This is a genomic window from Janthinobacterium sp. 13 (assembly GCF_002749695.1).
Taxonomy (GTDB): Bacteria; Pseudomonadota; Gammaproteobacteria; order Burkholderiales; family Burkholderiaceae_D; genus Janthinobacterium; species Janthinobacterium kumbetense.
This window is the reverse complement of sequence record NZ_PEEQ01000001.1, coordinates 5,190,622-5,211,417: the sequence shown is the minus strand read 5'-3', so window position 1 is coordinate 5,211,417 and position 20,796 is coordinate 5,190,622. Positions and strand designations below refer to the sequence as shown.

Here is a 20,796-nt window from a genome sequence, read left to right as displayed (position 1 = left end):
AGGTGGAAGAGGCTTATTGCGCATGGCTGCCTCCTGCGGCTGGCACGGCGGCAGGTACGCGCGGTGCGACGACAGGCTGGTTGGCGCTGTCCGTTGCCTGGGCCGGCGCGGCGGCCGGCTGGCTGCTGAAACTCAAGCCCCCTCCCTTGCCGCCCTCCCTTTCCACGCTGCGCACCTCGCCCTGCGCCCGGCGCGCCTTGACTTGCTCGAGCACGGGATTCGAGCACGAACCTTCGATGAAGTCGGCGCGCAGCAGCTCGCCGTTCTTGGTATCGAGGAACAGGCTGTGCGGATCGCCCAGGTTGCGGTTCGACGCTTCCATCATGCGGCTGGCGCGCGGCAAGGTCGCACCGTCGACCTTGATCACATGGCTGTTCGGCGTGATGCCGCAATAGCTGTACTTGCCTTCCACGTCCGTGGTGAAGTTCGTGCCATCCTCCATGTACAGCCGCACGCCCGGGATGCCCAGTTCCTCGCCGTCCTGCACGTGGTTGTTGTTGCAGTCCACAAACACCTTGCCGGCGATGCAGGCATCCGTCGTGAACACGCCGCCCGTCACCTTCACTTTCGCGCGCGCCTCGTTCGAGGGCGGGCCGTTGGTGGTGGTTGCCTGGGCCCGGTTGATGCCGTCGCCCTGCAGCGAACCGACGCCCACGCGCAGGCGGTAGTGGAAGCTGGCGCTGGCGTTCGGCGCCAGCGATTCCAGCTTGAAGCTCAGCTGGGGACCGGGCTTGCCGGAAGGATCGGGCTGCAGCACATTGTTGCGCGTGGTCGTGCCGTCGATGTAGCGGAAGCCGGCCGGCAGTTTATCGAGCACGCTGACGCCGAACGCCGTCGCCAGGCCCGTGTTCTTCACCTCGATCGTGTATTGCAGGCTGTCGCCGATCTCGGCCTGGGTCTTGTTGACGCTCTTGCTGATCAACAACATCGGCTTGTCCTTCGTGTTGAACACCACGGGTGTAAAGCTGGGCGGCGTGGCGCCTGGCGTGGCCGGCAGCAGCAAGGTGTCGGCCGAACTGGCCAGGGCCAGCACGCTGGCCGGCGCCACCGGCGTGCTGATCCCGCCGGCGCCGCTGTAGCTGTGGCCGATGTTGCGCCCGCTCCCATCCGTGCCCAGCATGGTGCTCGCATACACCTGGTTCAATTGCGGCACGGTGGGAATCGCCGCCACGCTGCCGAAGTCGACCAGTACCGTGAAGACGATGTTGCAGCTTTCCTGCGGCTGCAAGTCACCCTGGCCGCTCAGCAAGCCAAACACGGTGACGCCGTTGAAGTCGGCATTCGCCGCGCAAGCCGTGGCGCCGGCGGGCCGCCCCGTAACGGCCAGGCTGCCCGGCTTGAAAGTGACGTTCGTGGCCGTGGGGAAGACGGCCTTCAGGTTTTCCGCCACCTGCACCATGGTCGAGGTCGGATAGCCGGCAGGATAGCGGTTGGCCGCCTGCACGGTGTAGCTGATCTCGAACTTGCTGGCGTCCACCTGCTGCTGCACCGACACGGCCTTGATGACATCGACCACTTGCCGCAGCAACACCACGGGCGTGGGCGTGTCTTCGCCCGTGAAGGCGACGCCGCCCACGGTATCCGACGCATTGCCGTTGCGGTTAGGATCGACCTTGTCCGCCAGCGCGGCCACCTCCGCCGCCGTCGCCGCGGCGCCCGCATGGCTGCCGCCATTGTTGGACGCATCGAACACGAGGCTGCCCACGGGCGGCGTGTACGTCGGGTTGGCGGCGATCACGCCTGCCGCCGGGGCGGGCGGCACGCTGATGGCGCCGCCTCCGTTGGCGACATTGCCGCCCAGCGCGCTGGCAAACACGCTGTTGTTGTACTGCGGCAAGGTCGTATCCTGCACCGTGATTTCCACGGTGAAAGTAATGACGCTCAACTCGCCCTCGCCCAAGGCCGCATCACCATTGAGCAAACGCAAGTCGCTGCCGCCGCAACCGCCCGTAAAGCCCGGATTGACGGCCAGCTGCCGGCTGCCGCCAATGGCGGGCGCGGCAGGCGGCGCGACGATGCGGCACGCGACCGGTTCAGGGAAGGCGGCGCGCAGGCTGTCGAGCGCCTGTACATTTTGCGCCGCGCCCTTGCCCACGTTGCGGATCACCACCGTGTACGGCACGTTGAAGACCTTGGCCGACAGCTGGGTCACCTTGCCCACGCCCAGCGCCGCGCCGATGGCGGGATTCGCCACTTCCGTGACGGCCGTGCAATCGGATGCCTGCGCGCAACGCGGCAAGTCGGGACCTGTCGGCACGATGATATTGCTCAGGGTGCCGCTGGCCGCCACTTTCGCACTCACCGTGACGGCGGCCACGGCATTCGGCGCCAGGCCGGCCGGCACCGTGCAGACGAGTTTATTCGCCGCCAGCGGCGCGCACGTGGTCGGTGAGGCGGGCGTGACGACGATCTCGGCCAGGCTGGCGGCCAGGTCGTCCGTCAAGGTGATGGCCGCCGTGGTGGCGCCGCTGCCGCTGTTGGTGGCCGTGATGGTCCAGCTGACGGTGTCGCCGATGCTGGCATTGGCCTTGTCCGCCACTTTTTTCACCATCACGCTGGGGCTGGTGACGTTGGTGGTGGTCTGGCAATCGGCCGGAGACAAGCACAGCGGCGCATCGGGCCCGGACGGCACGACGCGGTTGAGCGCCGCGCCCGCCTGGGTGACGGTCGCCGACACTTCCACGCTGGCTTCGCCGCCATTGCCGATCAGGCCGGCGGGCACGCTGCACGTGAGCACATTGCCCGCCACGGGCGCGCAAGTGGCGCGCACGGGCGTGAGCACCACGTTCGCCAGGCCGGCCGGCAAGGTGTCGACCAGGGTCATGACGGCGCGCGTGGGGCCGGTGCCCGTGTTGCTGGCCGTGATGGTCCACACGACGGTGTCGCCCACATTGGCGCTGGCGCGGTTGACGCTTTTCCGCACCGCTACCTTGGGTCCCGTCAGCACGACGCTCGATTCGCAGCTGTTCGCCTGCGCGCAAGCCGGGTTGTCGGGTCCGCTCGGCATGACGCGGTTCGACAGCACGCCTTCCAGCGTGCCCGTGGCCGTCACGCGCACGCTGCGCGTGCCATTGCCGATAGCCAATTGGCCAGCAGCAATGTTGCAGCTTTGCACGCTGTTCGCCACCCAGTTCGCCAGTGGCGGGCACGTCACGCCCGCATCCGCGTTGACCGCCAGCACCGTCAGGTTCGGCGGCAGGATGTCCGCCAGGGTCACCACGCCCAGGTTGGCCACGCCGCCGCTGTTGATGGCGGTAATGGTCCAGATGATGCTGTCGCCCACGTTGGCATTGCCGACGTTGGCCGTCTTGCTGACGCGAATCACGGGACCAGGCATGGTCACCGTGGCCGTGTTCGGCAAGTCGTACTGCACTTCCGTCGAGCTGGTGGCGATGATGCTGACGATGGTCGAGACATTGCTGGCCGGCTGGATATACGACAGGCCAAAGCTGTGCACTTCGTTGGCCGCCAGGCTGGCGGGCAAGCCCGTCACCGTCAGCATGCCGCTGACGGCGTCATAGCTGCCGGCCGCGCCGCTCAGGGTCACGCCCATCAGGCCTTGCGCCAGTTTCAGGCTGTACGTCACGTTCTCGGCCATGCCGGGACCCACGTTGCTGTAGCTGACGATGCCGTTGATCTGGTCGCCGGCGCTGGTGGTGCCGGGGAAACCGTTCAGGGTGGTGGTCACGTCGACCAGCAGCTTGATGGCCGTGGTGGTGGTGGTGCAGTCCGCCGCCTGCGCGCAGACAGGATTGTCCGGGCCGCCAGGCAACACCGTGTTCTGCAGCACGCCGGCCGCGCTGGCCGTGGCGCGCAGCACCACTTGCGCCTGTCCGCCCGGCGCCAGGCCGGCCGTCACGCTGCACGTGACGATATTGCCCGCCACGGGCGCGCAGGTGGCCAGCTGCGTGGACAGCACTTGCACGCCGCTGACGCCCGCTGGCAGGTTGTCGGTCAGCACGATGGCGGACTTGGTCGCGCCCGTGCCGCCATTGCTGGCAGTAATGGTCCAGGTCAGCAAGTCGCCCACGCTGACATTGCCCTTGTCGACGCTCTTGCGCACCGTCACTTGCGGCGCGACGAGGGTCGTCGTGGCTTGGCAGGCGCTGGCCGTATCGCAGGCAGGATTGTCGCCACCGCTGGGCACGACGCGGTTCGACAGGCTGCCGCCCGCAGTGCCGCGTCCCGTGATGACGACCTTGCGGCTGCCATTGCCGGCGGCCAATTGACCTGCCGCAATCGTGCATGACTGCACGCTGCCTGCCGTCCAGCTGGCGGCCGGCGGACAGCTCACGCCCCCATCGGGCGTCACGCCGAGCACGACGATATTGGCGGGCAGCACGTCGGCGATGACGACGGCGTTTTGATTCGGCAAATTGCCCGAGTTCGTGGCCGTGATGCTCCAGGTCAGGATATCACCGACGGCAGCGTTCACCTTGTCGACCGTCTTGCTGGCGCGAATCACGGGGCCGGGCAAGTTCGTCGTCGCCGTATTCGGCAAGTCGTTGACGATTTCCGTGGAACTGGTTCCCACCACGCTGGTGATGCGCGAGCTGTTGCTGGCCGGCTGGGTATAGAACAGGTTGAAGCTGGCGCTCTGCCCCGCGATCAGGGTGGCCGGCAAGCCGCTCAGCACGTACAAGCCCGTGCCGCTGTTGTAGACGCCGCTGATGCCGGGCGCGCCGCTGACGGGACTGACGGAGACGCCGCCCAGACCCGCTTCCAGTTGCAGGCTGTAAGTCACCGTTTCCGCCACGCCCGGCCCCACGTTGGCAAACGTCACCACGCCGCGGATGGCATCGCCCGCATTGCTGCTGGCGGGAAAACCGTTCAGGGTGGTGGTCACGTCGACCAGCAGTTTCGACACCACCGTGGTGGTCTGGCAATCGCCGGGCACGGCGCAGACGGGATTGTCCGGCCCGCCCGGCAGCAGCGCATTGACGAGGCTGCCCGACAGGGTCGCCGTGGCGCTCAGCTTGACGGTGGCGGCGCTGCCGGCGGCCAGGCCGGCCGGCACGCTGCAGTTGACGACATTGCCCGCCGGCGCGGCGCAGGTGACGGGCGCCGTGGGCGTCACCTGCACGTTCGCCAGGCCCGCGGGCAGGGTATCGGCCAGGGTGGCGATAGCCGTGCTCGGTCCCGTGCCGGTATTGCGCAAAGTCAAGGTCCACGTCAGGGTATCGCCTACGTTGGCCGCCGTCTTGTCGACCGTCTTGCTGGCGTGCAGCAGCGGCGAACTGACGGTGCTGGTGGTGCTGCAATCGCCCGCCTGCAGGCAGACGGGGTTATCCGTGCCGCTGGCGCTGACGCCATTCACCAGGCTGCCGGCGGCAGCGGCGCGCGCCGTCACTTGCAGCGTGGCATTGGCGCCGGCGGCCAGGCCGACCGGCACGCTGCACGTGAGCACATTGCCGGCCAGCGGCGCGCAGGTGACGGGCGCGGCGGGCGTGACGACGATATTCGCCAAGCCGGCCGGCAAGGTGTCGGTGAGGGTGACGACGGCCGTGCTGGCCCCCGTGCCGCTATTGGCCAGCGTGACCGTCCACGTCAGGCTGTCGCCGATATTCAGGGCCAGCTTGTCGACGCTCTTGCTCAGCGCCAGGCTGGGGCTGGTGATGGTGGTCTGCGTCTGGCAACTGTTGGCCTGGAAGCAGGCTGGATTGTCCGGACCACTCGGCATGACCTGGTTGGCCAGGTTGCCGCCCGCGCTGGCCTTGCCGGTCAGCACGATCTGGCGCTGGCCGTTGCCGGCCGCCAGCTGGCCGATGGCCACGCTGCAGCTCTGGCTGCTGTTGGCTACCCAGCTGGCCAGCGGCGGACAGGTGACGCCGCTGTCGGGCGCCACATTCGTCACGACGATATTGGCTGGCAGCAAGTCCGTCAGGATCACGGCGCCCTGGTTGGCCAGGCTGCCCGTGTTGCTGGCCGTAATCGTCCAGATAATTTCCTCGCCGACATTCGCCACGGCCTTGTTGGCCGTCTTGCTGACGCGAATGATGGAACCGGGCATGGTGACGGTGGCCACGTTGGGCTGGTCGTTCGGCACTTCCGTCGATGTCGTGGCGATGCGGCTGACCACGGTCGACAGGTTGCTGGCAGGCTGGATATAGCTGAGCTGGAAGCTGAAGCCCTGCCCCTGCGCCAGGGTGGCCGGCACGCCGCTGAAGGTCACCAGGCCGGAGCCGCCGTTGTAGCTGCCCGTCACGCCGCCGAGGTTGACGCCGGCCAGGCCGGGCGCCAGTTGCAGGCTGTACGTCACGCCTTCGGCCGGGCCGGGGCCGATATTGCTGAAATTGACGGTGCCCGCGATCGTGTCGCCCGCATGCGTGCTGCCGGGAAAGCCGTTCAGGGTGGTGGTCACGTCGACCAGCAGTTTCACGGCCGTGCTGGTGGTGCTGCAATCGCCGGGCTGCGGGCAGACGGGATTGTCAGGGCCGCTCGGCACTACCGTATTGACATAGGCGCCGGCCGCATTGGCCACGCCCTTGACGACGATATTGAGCGTGGCGCCCGCCGCCATGCCGGCGGGAATGGAACACACGAGCTGGTTGCCGTTCGGCACCGCGCACGTGGCGGGCGACGCGGGCAACACTTGCCACAGGGTCAGGTTGGCCGGCAAGGTGTCCGTCAGGGTGATGATGCCCATGGTCGCACCCGTGCCCGTATTGGCCACGGCGATCGTCCACGTCAGCGCCTCGCCCACGTTGATATTGCTCTTGTCGACGGTTTTACGCACGGCCACTTGCGGGCTGAGGATGGTGGTGGCGGTCTGGCACGAAGCGGCCTGGGCGCAGGCGGGATTGTCTGGCCCGCTCGGCAGCACTTTATTGCCCAGGCTGCCTCCGGCCGTGCCCCTGGCCGTGATGGTGATGCTGCGGCTGCCATTCACGGCGGCCAGCTGGCCTGGCGCGATAGTACACGCTTGCGCGCTGTTGGCCAGCCAGCTGGCCAGCGGCGGACAGCTGACGCCCGCGCCCGGCGTGACGGACAGCACCGCCACATTGGCGGGCAGGATGTCGGTCAGGGTCAGCACGCCCAGGTTGGCCAGGCTGCCCGTATTCGTGGCCGTGATGGTCCAGGTGATCGTCTCGCCCACGTTGGCCGTCGTCTTGTCGGCCAGTTTCGTCACGCGGATGATGGGGCCGGGCACGGTTGCCGTGGCCGTGTTCGGCAAGTGGTTCGCCACTTCCACGGACGTGGTGGCGATGCTCGACGTCACCATCGACAGGTTGTCGGCCGGCTGCGTGTAGCTGACGTTGAAACTGGTGCTCTGGCCATTCGCCAGGCCCACGGGCAAGCCGCTGAGGGTGACGACGCCCGTGGCGGGATTGTAGCTGCCCACGGCGCCCGTCAGGGTGACATTGCTCAAGCCGGGCGTCAGTTGCAGGGTGTACGTGACGCCTTCGGCCGGGCCCGGTCCCACGTTGGCGTAGGTGACGGTGCCGGAAATCATGTCGCCCGCCAGGGTATTCGGCGGGAAATTGTTCAGGGTGGTGGTGACGTCGACCAGCAGCTTGACCACCGTGGTGGTGGTGCCGCAATCGCCGGGCAGCACGCAGGCGGGAGTGTCGGGACCCGATGGCAGCACGCTGTTGACGGCGGCGCCAGCCACGGTGACCGTGGCGCTGACGACGATTTTCGCCGAGGCGCCGGGAGCCAGGCCGGCCGGCACGCTGCATGCGAGGTTCTGGCCCGCCACGGGCGCGCAGGTGGCGGGCGCCTGCGGGCTGACGACGACGTTCGCCAAGCCGGCCGGCAAGGTGTCGGCCAAGGTGACGGCGCCCGTGCTGGCGCCCGTGCCGCTATTGCTCACCGTCAAGGTCCACGTGAGCGTGTCGCCCACGTTGATGCTGGCCTTGTCGACGGTTTTCTTCACGGCCACGTTCGGTCTGGTGACGGTGGTGGTGGTCTGGCAATCGCCCGGCGTGGCGCAGGCAGGATTGTCGACGCCGCCAGGCACGAGGCTGTTGGCCACCGTGCCGGCCGCATTCGCCACGGCCTTGATGGTCACCGTTGCCTGCATGCCGCTGGCCAGGCCTGGCGGCACCGTGCACGTCAGTGTGGTGCCGGCGGGCACGCCGCAACTGGCGGGCGCCACGGGCAGGATCTGCAGCGCGCCCACGTTGGCGGGCAAGGTGTCGGTCAGGGTGATCGGGCCATTCGTGGGGCCGCTGCCGCTGTTGATGGCTTTCAGGGTCCACGTGATGGTGTCGCCGAGGTTGACGGTGGTCCTGTCGACGCCTTTCGTCACGGCCACGCTGGGGCTGGTCACCGTGCTGGTGGTGGCGCAGGCGGCAGGCGTGGCGCAGGCCGGGTTGTCGGCGCCGGACGGCACGACGCTGTTGGCATACGTTCCCGCCGCCGCAGGCTGGGCCGTGACGGTGAAACCGGCCACGCCGCCATTCGCGGCCAGGCCGGCCGGCACCGTGCACGTGAGGGTATTGCCCACCGGCGCGGCGCACGTGGCGCTGCCGACCAGCGCCACGTTCACGCCCGTCAGGTTGCCCGGCAAGGTGTCGGTCAGGGTGATGGGCGCGGTGCTCGCGCCATCGCCGCTATTGGTCGCCGTGACGCTCCAGGTCAGGGTGGCGCCGATATTGATGCTGGCGTGGTCGACGGATTTCGTCACCGCCACTTTGGGGCTGGTGATCGCAGTGACCGTACTGCAATTTTCCGCCGTGGCGCAGGATGGATTATCGGGGCCGGCCGGCATGATGCGGTTGGCCAGGCTGCCGCCAGCCGTCGCATGCGCCGTGATGCTGACGCTGCGGCTGCCGTTCAGGGCCGCCAGCTGGCCGGCGGCGATGGTGCACGTCTGGGTGCTCGATGCCACCCAGGCCGCCAGCGGCGGGCAGGTCACCCCGGGCGCCGCCACCACGTTCGTCACCACCAGGTTGGGCGGCAGCAGATCGGCCAGGCTCACGACGCCCTGGTTGGCGATATTGCCCGTATTGCTGGCCGTAATCGTCCACGTGATGTTTTCGCCCACGTTGGCCGTCAGCTTGTCGGCCACCTTGGTGACGCGCACGTTCGGCCCCGGCACCATCACGGTGGCCGTATTCGGCAAATCGTTGGCCACTTCGACCGAAGAGGTGCCGATCACGCTGGTGACAAACGAACTGTTCGTGGGTGGCTGCGTATAGCTGAGATTGAAGGTGACGCCCTGCCCGGCCGCCAAGTTCGGCGGCAGGCCCGACAGGACGATGAAACCCGTGCCCGCGTTGTACACGCCCGTCACGCCGCCGACGGACACGCCCGTCAAGCCAGGCGGCAATTGCAGCGTGTATGTGACGTTTTCCGCCGCGCCCGGTCCCATGTTGCGGTAGGTGACCGTGCCGCTGATGGCATCGCCCGCATTCGTCGAGCCGGGAAAGCCGTTCAGGGTGGTGGTGACGTCCACCAGCGCCTTGCTGACCACGGTGGTGGTCTGGCAGGCACCGGCCGTGGCGCAGCTGGCGCCATTGCCGCCGGACGGCGCCACGCTGTTGACGAAATTGCCGGCCGCCGTCGGCACGCCAGTGAGGCTGACCACGGCGCTGGCGCCCGGCGCCAGGCCGGCCGGCACGCTGCAGCTGAGCGTATTGCCGGCCAGCGGCGCGCAGGTGGCGGGCGCCGTGGGCGTGACGACGATGCCGGCCAGGTTGGCTGGCAAGGTATCGGTCAGGGTCAGGATGGCCGTGGTGGCGCCTGTGCCGGTATTGTTCGCCGTCAAGGTCCACTGCACCGTGTCGCCGATGAAGGCGCTGGTCTTGTCGACGCTTTTTTGCACGCGCACGAGCGGGCTGACGATGCCCAGGGTGTCGCTGTCGACGTTGTTCGCGGGGATGGGGTCCAGCGTGCTCGCGCCGGCCGTGGTGGTGATCGTCAGGCTGCCGCTGGCGGGCAGGTTGAAGGTGGAACTGCAATTGATGCGCGAGCCGGGAATGAAGGGCGACACGGGTGCGCTGCAGCTGGCCGTGGCGCCGGCGGGCAAGCCGCTCATCACGCAGGTGGGCGCGGCCGCGCTGTCGGGGCCGTTGTTCGTGCACACGCCCGTCACCGTCACGGGCGAACCGGCATTGTAGGGACCGGCCGGCACCGTCGTGACGGCTTGCATGTCCGCCTGCAGGCGGCGGTTGCTGATGGTACACGTGACGGGCGCCTCGGGCATGGTGAAGTTGCCCGCGTTGGCCGCGCCGCTGGAAATGACGGCCGCCGTATCCGTGCGTGCGCAGCTGTAGCTGCTCTGGTACTGGGCCAGCACGGTGGCCGTGCCCCCGGTTTCCGCAAACGTGACGAGGTTGCCCACGCGCACCACGGCGCTGGCCGTGGCGCCGTTGCCGCCCTGCACGCCTGCCGTGCCGTTGGCATTCATGATGAACAGGCCGCTGTCGCCAACGGGTGCCAGCACCTTGAGCACCGTCAAGGTACTCGTCCTGACCGTGGCCGTGGTGCTGCTACTGTTGTTGCTCAGGTCGCTATCCGTTTCGTTGGGCGAAACGGTCACATTGGCCGTATTCACGATGCTGGCGGCGTCGCCCGGCGTGGCCGTGATCGTCACCGTCAGGTAGGCACCCGCGGTAGGGTCGCTGACGGCGCCATTCACGGGCAGGTTGCCCATGGTAATGCTCACGTTGTTGCTGCCCGCACCCGAGGTTTTCGTGCCGCAGGAAGCGCTGCCGCTGGCGGCGCAGGTCCAGCTGACATTGCTCAGGCTAGCCGGCAGCACGTCGCTGAAGGTGGCGCCCGTGCTGAGGGCCGGGCCGCGGTTCCACACCTTCATGGTGTAGCTCAGGGGCTTGCCGACGGAAAACTGCGCCGGTCCCACCTTGCTGACGGCCAGGTCCGTCTTGCTATTGGTACAGTCGGCATAGGAACTGGCCAGGCCGGGATCGCGCAATTGCGCAGCAGGAATAATTTCCGTCACATTGTCAGGACGCGTCCAGCGCATGTGCAAATAATTGATGCCGCCCACGTTATTCCACAGGACGCGGGCCAGATAACAGCCGCCGGGCGTGGCGCTATTGAAATTGCCGGCCAAATTCTGGAAATCCGTTTCATTATTCGAATATTCGGCCACGCTGCCCACGGCCACGTTGTACACGGTATTGCGGTAATTGGTCGAATATTGGGTCGAGAAATCCACCTTCACGTCGTCATCGTGCGCGACGCTGAATTTGTAATTGCCCGCCTGGGGAAATACCACCAGCGTGTACATCACGCGGCCCATGATCCAGGCCCGGCAGGCGGCCGACGTTTGCTGCGTATCGAAGTTGCATAGCTGTCCGGGATTGGCGGTCGTGCCATTGGCCCAGTCCAGCTGCGCCGACGTCCCCGTGCGCGCCGCGTTGGCAGCGGGATTGGCGGCCAGCGCCGCCAGGCTGGCGAGCCGGCCCGTGCTGCCCGCGTTGAAGCCGTTGTTGTAATTGGGCGCGGGCGGATTGGCCGGCACCCGCTCGATGCCGCGGTAATCCTCCCATAACACCTGTGCGGCGGCGGGCGCGGCGGCGCCCAGCAGCAGGGAAGCGAGCGCCAGCGGCGCAACATGACACTTGGAAAAATGAGGCAGGCGGGCGCGGCCGACAAGCGCGGCCAGCATCCCCAGATAGCGCCCGGCGGACGAAAAAGCTGCGTGGCGGCCGGAACGGCCTGCCGTTTCCTGGTGTGTTTTGATCATGTTGTTCGCTAAGAAATGTACCGCTGCAAGATGCAGACAAATATAAAAATGACATTTATTTGTCATGATTATATGAACAAGTAACACTTCAAGCGTACGACAACAGTGGTTTTTTTGTTTCCAACAATGAAATTAAATTATCTCGTTGATATTTCACAACACATTCATCGAATTCATCGTGTAGACACGCCGACATTCTATTTTTACCGCATACTGATTAGCTCGGCATTATATTTAAATTATCATTTGCACAATCATGCGAAACTATCAAACGCGTAGTTTGTTTTTCAAAAGAAACTATTAATGCCAATTAACAGCATTAATTCGAATATGCCTTTTCCCGGCATGCGCGGCAATTCCGCCATTCGATTTTGCACCGCCGCACATTCATTTTCTGGCGCCTGCTGTTAATACCAATCCCATTGCATTCACGTCCATTTCCCTGCAAGACAGGGCATGCGGCTGAAGGAATTGGTCTTGCAAAACGGGGGCGCATGCGTCGCGGCTATCGCACCGGTGCCCGGATCGCTTACTATCGTCCCATCGCGCCCTGCGCCACCGCCATCCCTTTGCCAGGAGTCCTCATTGATGCCCCACGCCTATCGCCGCCTGCTGCTGGCCTGCGCCTGCGCCTTGCTCGCGGCCTGCAGCCCGTTCGCCCCGCCGCCCGCCGCCTCGCTCCCGGCCGCGCCGGCAGCGACGCCAGCCATGCAGGCGCCGCCCTGGCAACAGCCGGGCGTGCGCATCTTGCACATCGCCCCGCAGGAATCCCTGCTGACCATCACCGTGCGCCGCGGCGGCGCGCTGGCGCGGCTCGGGCATGACCACGTGGTGGCCAGCCGCAGCCTGCAGGGCGTGGTGGCGCCCGCGCCGGGACGCGCGCAGTTCCGTTTCCGGCTCGACGAGATGAGTGTGGATGAAGCCGGCCTGCGCCAGGCGGCCGGCTTGACGACGACGCCGTCGGCCGACGCCATCGCCGGCACGCGCCACAACATGCTGGTGCGCGTGCTCGAGGCGGAACGCTATCCGTGGGTGAACATCGAGGCGCGCCGCACGGACGACAAGGAAGTGCTCGAGGCGGACATCACCCTGCATGGCGTGACGCGCACGCTGCAACTGCCGGTGCGGATTGAGGAATCGGCCGATGGCCGCCAGCTGCAGGCCAGCGGCAGCCTGCTCTTGAAACAGAGCGACTTCGGCATCGTGCCCTTCGCCGTCCTGGGCGGCGCCATGGCCGTGCAGGATCAGATGGAACTGGCGTTTCGCATTACCGCCAGGCAAGAGCTCAACGCGCCAGGATCAGGCGCAAGCCCAGGCCGATGAAGATCGTGCCGGCCACCCGGTCGAGCCACAGGCCGGCGCGCGGACGGCGGTTCAGCCAGTGTCCCACGGCGCCGGAAAAATAGCCGAGCAGGCCGAACAGCACACAAGCCTGTGCCGTGAAGACGAGGCCCAGCTGCGCCGTTTGCCAGCTGGCATTGCCCTGGCCCGCGACGATGAACTGCGGCAAGAACGACAGGAAAAACAGCACGACTTTCGGATTGATACTGTTGGCAAACAAACCCTTGCCGAACAGGCGCAGCAGCGATTCGTCCGGCAAGGCCGCCGCGCCATCGACCTTGGCGCCGCCGCGGCTGCGCAAGGCGCCGATGCCCAGCCATACCAGGTACAGGCCACCAGCCACTTTCAGCGTGGTAAAGGCGGCGGGCGAGGCGGCCAGCAGGGCCGACACGCCGATGGTCGCCAGCACCGTGTGCGTGAGGCAGCCGAGGGCGCAGCCCAGGCCGAACGCCATGCCCTGGCGGCGTCCGCGCGACATGCCCACGCCCAGCACCATCAGGTTGTCGGGGCCGGGACTGGCGGTAATGAGGACGGCGGCGGCCAGGAAGGCCAGGAACTGGTCGGGACTGAGCATGAATATCTCGCGGGCAAAGGCGCCATGATACCGGAGCGGGCGTCATGCCGGCAGGACATGAAATTGCCCGTATGCCAGCAAGAGTCGATTAAAATGGGCACTCCACAGCAAACGGCGTTGCCGCCGCTTCCCGCGCGACCATCACCAAACCCATCGATGCCAGCCCACCCGCCCCTTTCCCGCCACCGCGCTTCCAGCTCCCGCATCTGCGCCTGGCTATGCGGCTGGCCGCTCCTGGTCGGCCTGCTGATCGGCCTGCTGGGCCTGGCAGGTGGGGCGCAGGCGGCGCCCTTGCCCCTGAGCAAGCAAGGCATCCAGCACCTGGGCAACGGTGGGCAACTGTTTCTCGCCGGAAATGACGCCGCGCCCGCCGATGCGGCCGCCCTGCCCGCCTGGCTGGCGCACCAGCGCCCGGCCAGCCAGGTCGACCTGTTCGGCGGCGCCTACTGGCTGCACGCGCAGGTGCGCAACGACAGCGGCGAAACGGCCTGGGTCATCGACCCGAACGACACCCTGATCGACCTGGTCGACGTGTACGTGTATGGCCCCGGACTGCAGGCGGCGCCGCAGACCTTGCTGACGGGCTACCAGCGTCCGCACGAGTATTTGTTGCACTACGGCAGGAACGTGCAACTGGCGCCGGGCGCCACGTATGACATCCTGATCCGCTTTTCCAGCCCCTACTACGCGCGCGCGCCGCTGTTCGGCGTGCAGACGCAGCAGGATTACCGCAAGCTGGTGGGCAAGGAAAACTTCCTGATGGTGGCGTCGATCGGCGCCCTGCTGGCGCTGGGCCTGTTCAATTTCTTCATCTTTTCCATCACCCTGGAAAAAGCCTCGGCCTATTACGCGCTGTACGTGCTGACCTATGGCCTGGCCTGGGCCATGACCTTCCACGTCTTTGCCGACCTGTTCGACTGGCGCCTGCTGCAGCTGCATTACGTGCCGTTTTTCCTGCTGCCCGTCTTCAGCACCCTGTTCTACACGCATTTCCTGCGCCTGCGCGACTACTCGCCCCTGCTGCACCGCATCAGCAAGATCAACCTGGTGCTGCCCCTGCTGCTGCTGCCCAGCTGCTTCTTCGCCCTGTCGTATGCGCACACGCTGGCCACCATCGTCATCAGCATCTGGATGCTGCTGGCGCTCGTCTGCGGCATCGTCGTCTGGTGCCGCGGCTACCAGCCGGCGCGCTTCTTCGTGCTGGCCTTCGTCGCCCTGATGCTGCCCGGCTTCCTGATCCTGCCGGCCAACCTGGGCCTGATGCCCGCCATGGTGGCCAACGCCCAGCTGGTGACCCTGCTCGGCGGCACGCTCGACGGCTTGCTGCTGGCCTTCGCCCTGGCCGACCAGATCCGCCTGCTGCGCAACAACCTGGAACAGCGCGTGCAGGAGCGCACCCTGGCGCTCACCCTCAGCAACGACGCCCTGCTGAAAGCCAAGGAACACGCGGAAGTGGTCAGCCGCCACCGCATCGATTTTCTGTCTGCCATGAGCCACGACATCCGCACGCCGCTGGCCGGCGTGATCGGCATGCTGAAATTCGCCCTGCGCGACCAGTCCGTCAAAGGCCGCACGCAGGAATACCTGCGCATCGGCTTGCACAATGGCGTGTCGCTGTTGACCATTCTCAATGACATCCTCGATTTCTCGAAGATCGACGCGGGCAAGCTGACCCTGGAAACCGTCGACTTCGACTTGCTGGCGCTGATCGGGGACGCGGCCGGCATCGTGCAGGGCCAGGCCGACGCCAAGAGCCTGCTGCTGCGCCGCGAACTGGCGCTGGACTTGCCCCGCTACGTGCGCGCCGATCCCACGCGCCTGCGGCAAATCCTCATCAACCTGCTGGGCAATGCGCTGAAATTCACGGCGAATGGCGAAGTGCTGCTGGAAGTGCGGCGCGCCCGCACGCCGCCGCGCCGCGACGGCCGCAGCGAGATCGAATTCATCATCAGCGACACGGGCCCCGGCATCGACGCGGACACCTTGCCGCGCCTGTTCCAGAAATTCGAGCAGGCCGACCACTCCACCACGCGGCGCTACGGCGGCACGGGCCTGGGCCTGGCCATCTGCAAGGAGCTGGTCGAACTGATGAACGGCACGATCGGCGTGGAAAGCCGCATCGGCATCGGCTCGCGCTTCCATTTCACCTTGCCGCTGACGCCAGGCAGCGCGCCGGCGGCCGACGCGCGCCGGCCGGCACGCCACGCGCGCCACGCCTGCCGCCTGCGCATCCTGTGCGCCGAAGACGTGCGCACCAACCAGATCATCATCGGCACCCTGCTCGAAAGCATGGGGCATGAGGTCACCATCGTGGAAAACGGCGAGCAGGCGCTGCGCGCACTGGGTGCGGGCGCCTACGATTGCGTGCTGATGGATGGCCGCATGCCGCTGATGGATGGCGAACAGGCGGCGCGCCTGATCCGCGACGGCGGCAACGCCGAATTCCCCATTCCCGACGCACACATTCCCATCCTCGCGCTGACGGCCAACGCCAGCGAACATGACCGGCAACGCTATCTGGCCGCCGGCATGGACGACTTCCTCAGCAAGCCCGTCGACGAAGCGCTGCTGTTCGAGAAAATCGACGCCCTCATCGACCTGCTGCTGGCGCGCGGCCACGCGCTGCCGCCTGCCGCGCCCACCGGGGACGACAGCCTGGCGCGCCAGTTCGGCCTGGACGAGGCCAACACGGCGCAGGCGGAGACGCCGGCCGACCCCATGACGGCGCCCGTGCACATTTTGCCGCTGGCCGGCCTGTCGCCGCAGCATTTGCAGCGCATCGCGCAAGCGTTCCTGACGGAAGCGCCGCGGCGCCTGGACCTGGCTTGCCACGCCGTGCGCGATGGCAACGCCAGCGCGGCGGCGGCCGCCTTCCACGCCCTGAAGGGCAGCGCCGGCTACCTGAGCCGCCCTACCCTGCACGGCCTGTGCCACCAGATGGAAACCCTGGCCTCGAACGGCCAGCTCGATAACGTGGAACAGTTCCTGCCGCAGCTGCAGGAGGCGCTGAGCGTGGCGCGGCGCGACCTGGAAACTCAGCCCTCCGGCTGAGCCATCCAGCCATGCGCTTGCAGCCACGCCAGCAACAGCCGTGGCCAGGCGGCCGGCTCGCTGCCCGGCTTGCCCAGGCCCCAGCCATGGCCGCCATGCTGGAACAAATGCAGCTCGACGGGCACGCCCGCACGGCGCAGGGCGGTCGCCATCAGCCGGCTGTTCTCGGGCGGCGCAATCGGGTCATCGAGCGCCTGCGCAATGAACATGGGCGGCGTGCGCGCATCGACGTGCAATTCCACCGACAGCGCATCGCGCGCCGCCTGCGCGGGGTGACGTCCCAGCAACTGCTTTTTCGCATGCGTCGTGTCGAATGGCGCTTGCATGGTCAGCACGGGGTACAGCAGCACGGCAAAGTCGGGCCGCGCGGAGACGGTATCGACCGCATCGACGGGCGCGTAGCGGGCCGCGTCGGGCTGCACGGCCGTCATGCCGGCCAGGTGCGCGCCGGCGGAAAATCCCAGCATGCCGATGCGCGCCGGGTCGATGCCCCATTCGGCCGCGCGCGCACGGATCACGCGCATGGCGCGCTGGCCATCCTGGAACGGCGCGCTGACGCCTCCGCCCTCCTGCGGCAGGCGGTACACGAGTTCAAACGCCGTGACGCCCTGCGCCTGCAGCCAGCGGGCGGTGGGGCCGCTCTCCTTGCCCGCCTCGATATGCGCATAGCCGCCGCCGCTGACCAGGAGCATGGCGATACCGTTCGGCTGCGCCGGGCGGTGCGCGATCAGATACGGTTGTTCGACCTGCGTGATGGAACCCTTGGCGCTGTCGCGCTGCGGCCCAGGCGCCGCGCCACCGGGCGGCGCGCCGGGCCACAGCATGATCGCGCCGGGCGGCGCTGCGACCGCGTGCAGGTTGATACAGATCAGAAACAACAGCATCAGGCGTTGCATGATTCGCTCGCGCAGGGAACAATGAAACGCCATCATAGCGAAATCACTAAAAATCCGTCTCGCCCTGGATCACGGCCGGATACCCCGTCATGGCGCGCGACGTCTGCATGCCCGCCATCACGGCCGCTTCCACGCAGCCCGCGTTGATGCCCGTCTTGATCCAGTCGCCCGTGAGGAACAGATTGCTGAACCCTGACTGGTCGGTGGCCAGCCGGTACTGCGTGCTGTTCACCACCGACATCACATAGCGCTCGGACGGGTCGACGTTGGCGCGCCAGTACTGGCTGTCGAAACGGGCCGCGCCCGTGGCCGCCTTGGCGTCGACCAGCCATTGCCATGGAAACGCGCCCGGCCCGCCCGCCTCGGGCCACAGGGCGCCGATCTCGCGTTCCAGCTGGTGCAGCGCGCCCTGCTTCGCCCTGGCCGCGCAGCGGGCCGGGAAATCCGTGTCGGTGACGGGCGGATAGCTGTCGACGGGGAAGGCGCTGCAAAAGTAGGAGACGTTTTTCGGAACCAGTCCCGCCGGCCAATCCTCGTGCGCCAACAATTGATCCATCGGCGCCCACGTGTCGTACGGCTCCGTGAAGGCCGACAGCACGGGCTGCTGGCCCTTCGGTTGCGTGGTCCAGCCCATCTGACGCAAATCCTTGTTCAGCCACACCTGGTAGGCTTGCGTGGCCACGGTTTTCACCTTGTCGGCCGCCAGTTGCAGGGCCGGGCTTTGTACCAGCAGTTGCGGGCACAAGGCGGGCAGCGAGCCGATGGAAATGCCGAACACCACCTTGTCGAAGTCGACGCCCTTCTTCAATACCGTGGCGGGCAGCGCGCGGCCGAACGCTTGCTGGTACTGCTGCGGCCAGTCGCTCCAGTACGATTCCAGGTTGACCTCTTTTTCCTGCAGCAGCGCCGCCTGCGCCGCTTCGATCTGCGCATAATCGGGCGCGCTGGGCCAGCACGCCAAGCCTTTCACGTCGACCAGCGGCGCATAGCCGGCGGCGGGGTCCTTCAATTGCACCTGCTCGGTGATGCGGATGCTGTCGATGTCGCCCGCGCCGGGCACCAGTTCTTCCACGCGCTGGAAGAACTTGAATTCCACGCCCCTTTTTTTCAACACTTGGTACAGCGGCGTGAAGATCGTGTCGCCCATGCCGGCCTGCATCTTGAACATGATGCCGCCCTTGTAGGCCAGGCCGATGCGCGCCATCGCCCGCAACAACGTCCCCGCCTCGATGTTCGGTTTCGAAAAATCGCCGCCTTCGTAGGCGAACACCAGGTCATAGAAGCCGCGCACGGGCGCCGAGTTGACGCTGAACTGCTCGTCGCCGCCATGCTTGCGCAGCCAGTCGCGGAAATCGATATCGTTGATGACGTCGAAGCCGTTCTTGAACACGCCATCCTGGAACATGCCCTTCATGACCGTGATGCCCAGGTCCAGGCAAATGAACAGGCGGCGCAATTCATCGTCGCCATCGATCAGGGCGCGGTAGCGCAGGCGCAGCCAGGCGCGGATGCCGTTCAGGGTGCTGGCCAGCAACTGGTGGCGGGCCTGGTCATGGCGCGTGGAGTCCGGCGCCAGGTCGGCCACCAGCGCCGCCAGCGCGCCCACGGACAGGCCCACGTCCAGTCCCAGCTCATCGGCCTGCCCCACCACTTCATCGGCCAGGCGGCGCAGCCAGCCCGGCCACACGCCCTCGCCTTGCGATGCGCTGGCGCGCACGATGCGCGCATCGGCGTCCGCCACCTGCCGGATCTGGCGTATCCACTGCTCGATCCAGCCCACCATGGCGACGGCCATCTGCCACAGGGTGATGTCTTCGCCGCCCTCGCCCGGCTCGCCCGGCAAGGTGGGAAAGACGATGGACCAGTTGCGCCACTTGCCCTTGACGTCTTCCGACAGGGCCACGTAATCGTGCTGCTTGAAAGCGTCGCGCCAGGTGGCCAGCGGCGCGCCGGGCGGACGGTCCAGGCTCGCATACGCTTCCTTGATCATCTTGAAAGCGTTCGCGTAGAAGCCGAACCAGATGTGCAGGCCGTGCTCCTCGATGCGCTGGCCCGCTTGCGCATTGCGTCCGCTGGCGCCCTTGCCGCCCAGGCGCCAGCCCAGCTGGTACACGGTGATGGCGTGCCGGTTTTGCCAGCCCGGCTGGTTCGTCAGATAGTACGCCGTGGTCATGGCCGCCACGCCGCCGCCGAGGATGGCGATCTTTTCCGGCGCGATGCGGGAATTGTCGACCAGCTCCTCGCCCGGCATGGCCGTGAAGTCGAAATTCACCTGGAACGGCAAGATCGCCGCCTGCGGCCCCAGTTTCAGGCCCAGGGTCTGGTCCAGCGGGAAGCTGTCGAAGGCGTGCAGCGTGCATTCGTATTCGTAGCCAAGCAGGCGCGCGCTGTGCAGGCGGTTGATCTCGGCCGGCGCGGCCACCAGGGCCTGGTACACGGCTTTCACGCCCGCACTGTCGGGGAATTGCTTGAGGAAAATCTGGTCGATGCGGGGATTGCGCAGCAGCGACAAAACATCGGCCCAGCCGGCCTGATCCATGTCAAAGAAATCGGGGATGGACAGGAAAATCTGGAACGCCTGCTCGATGAGTTCCAGGAAACTATTGATGGGTTTGTGCTGCCCCGTCTGCACGGTGGCGTTGACTTCCAGCAATGGATGCAGGGCCAGTTTTGTTTCCGGCGAAAAATGCTGGAAACCCTTGGCGGCCACGGAGCAGCGCAGCGGCTCGCTGCCGGCGGCGGGGATCTCGTAGTCGCACAGATACTTCGGGTAGCCGAACAGTTCACGCCCGTTGATCAAGGCCATGGCGTCATCGACGAAGATATGGCACGGATACCAGTAGATATGCGCGAGCTTGCCAGCGGCATCCATCTGGCCGACCATGATCCAGGTGACGATATCGACTTCCGTGATCCAGCCCTTGGCCTGGTCGACGGGGTTGGCGGAATCCGCATGGTTGACGCGCGTAAACGTCAGCATCACATACGGCGACAGGGCTTTCAGTGTCATCTTGCTGCCCGCCACCTGGTTCAGGGTAGTATTCACGGTCGCCTGCAGCTTCGCCAGGTCGCCCCGGACGAAATAGCCGTACATTTCCGACTGTTTCAATTGCAGCGGCGAGTGCATCATCACCGAACCGCCCTGATAGATATACGAAGGTCTTGCCGTAGGTATCGCCGTCATTGCCTTGCCCCCAATTTAAATTTCAGACAAACAAGATTTCCACAGTGTATTTGAGAAATATCAATGAATGATATGAAATAAATTAAAGGATTTG

The 20,796-nt window shown here is 66.4% G+C and carries 6 protein-coding genes; 2 read left to right on the top strand and 4 right to left on the bottom strand.

The window, feature by feature from the left end:
• Window positions 1–13 precede the first annotated feature (13 nt).
• A complete protein-coding gene (locus CLU94_RS22950; RefSeq protein ID WP_180278742.1) occupies window positions 14–11,656 on the bottom strand; it encodes a DUF11 domain-containing protein in 11,643 nt (3,880 codons plus the stop codon).
• A 588-nt stretch (window positions 11,657–12,244) separates the two neighbouring features.
• Here CLU94_RS22950 and CLU94_RS22945 point away from each other — a divergent pair.
• The gene (locus tag CLU94_RS22945; RefSeq protein WP_257218950.1) at window positions 12,245–12,979 is read left to right on the top strand and encodes a YceI family protein; all 735 of its coding nucleotides are present in this window, start codon (window positions 12,245–12,247) and stop codon (window positions 12,977–12,979) included.
• On the opposite strand, the gene CLU94_RS22940 is transcribed toward CLU94_RS22945, so the two are convergent.
• Window positions 12,942–13,571, bottom strand: a complete 630-nt coding sequence (locus CLU94_RS22940) for a LysE family translocator (RefSeq protein WP_099667308.1) — start codon at window positions 13,569–13,571, stop codon at window positions 12,942–12,944. The genes CLU94_RS22945 and CLU94_RS22940 overlap by 38 nt on opposite strands.
• A gap of 156 nt (window positions 13,572–13,727) precedes the next feature.
• On the opposite strand from CLU94_RS22940, the gene CLU94_RS22935 reads away from it, so the two are divergent.
• On the top strand, window positions 13,728–16,622 hold the full coding sequence (locus tag CLU94_RS22935) for a hybrid sensor histidine kinase/response regulator (RefSeq protein WP_257218949.1): 2,895 nt from the start codon (window positions 13,728–13,730) through the stop codon (window positions 16,620–16,622).
• Here CLU94_RS22935 and CLU94_RS22930 read toward each other — a convergent pair.
• Together CLU94_RS22930 and CLU94_RS22925 are read right to left on the bottom strand one after the other, a co-directional pair.
• Window positions 16,607–17,518 carry an alpha/beta hydrolase gene (locus tag CLU94_RS22930; protein WP_257218948.1) on the bottom strand — a complete coding sequence of 304 codons (912 nt, stop codon included), beginning with the start codon at window positions 17,516–17,518 and terminating at the stop codon, window positions 16,607–16,609. The two genes, CLU94_RS22935 and CLU94_RS22930, sit on opposite strands and share 16 nt — an antisense overlap.
• A 46-nt stretch (window positions 17,519–17,564) precedes the next feature.
• A complete protein-coding gene (locus tag CLU94_RS22925; protein ID WP_257218947.1) occupies window positions 17,565–20,702 on the bottom strand; it encodes an NAD(P)-binding protein in 3,138 nt (1,045 codons plus the stop codon).
• Window positions 20,703–20,796 lie beyond the last annotated feature (94 nt).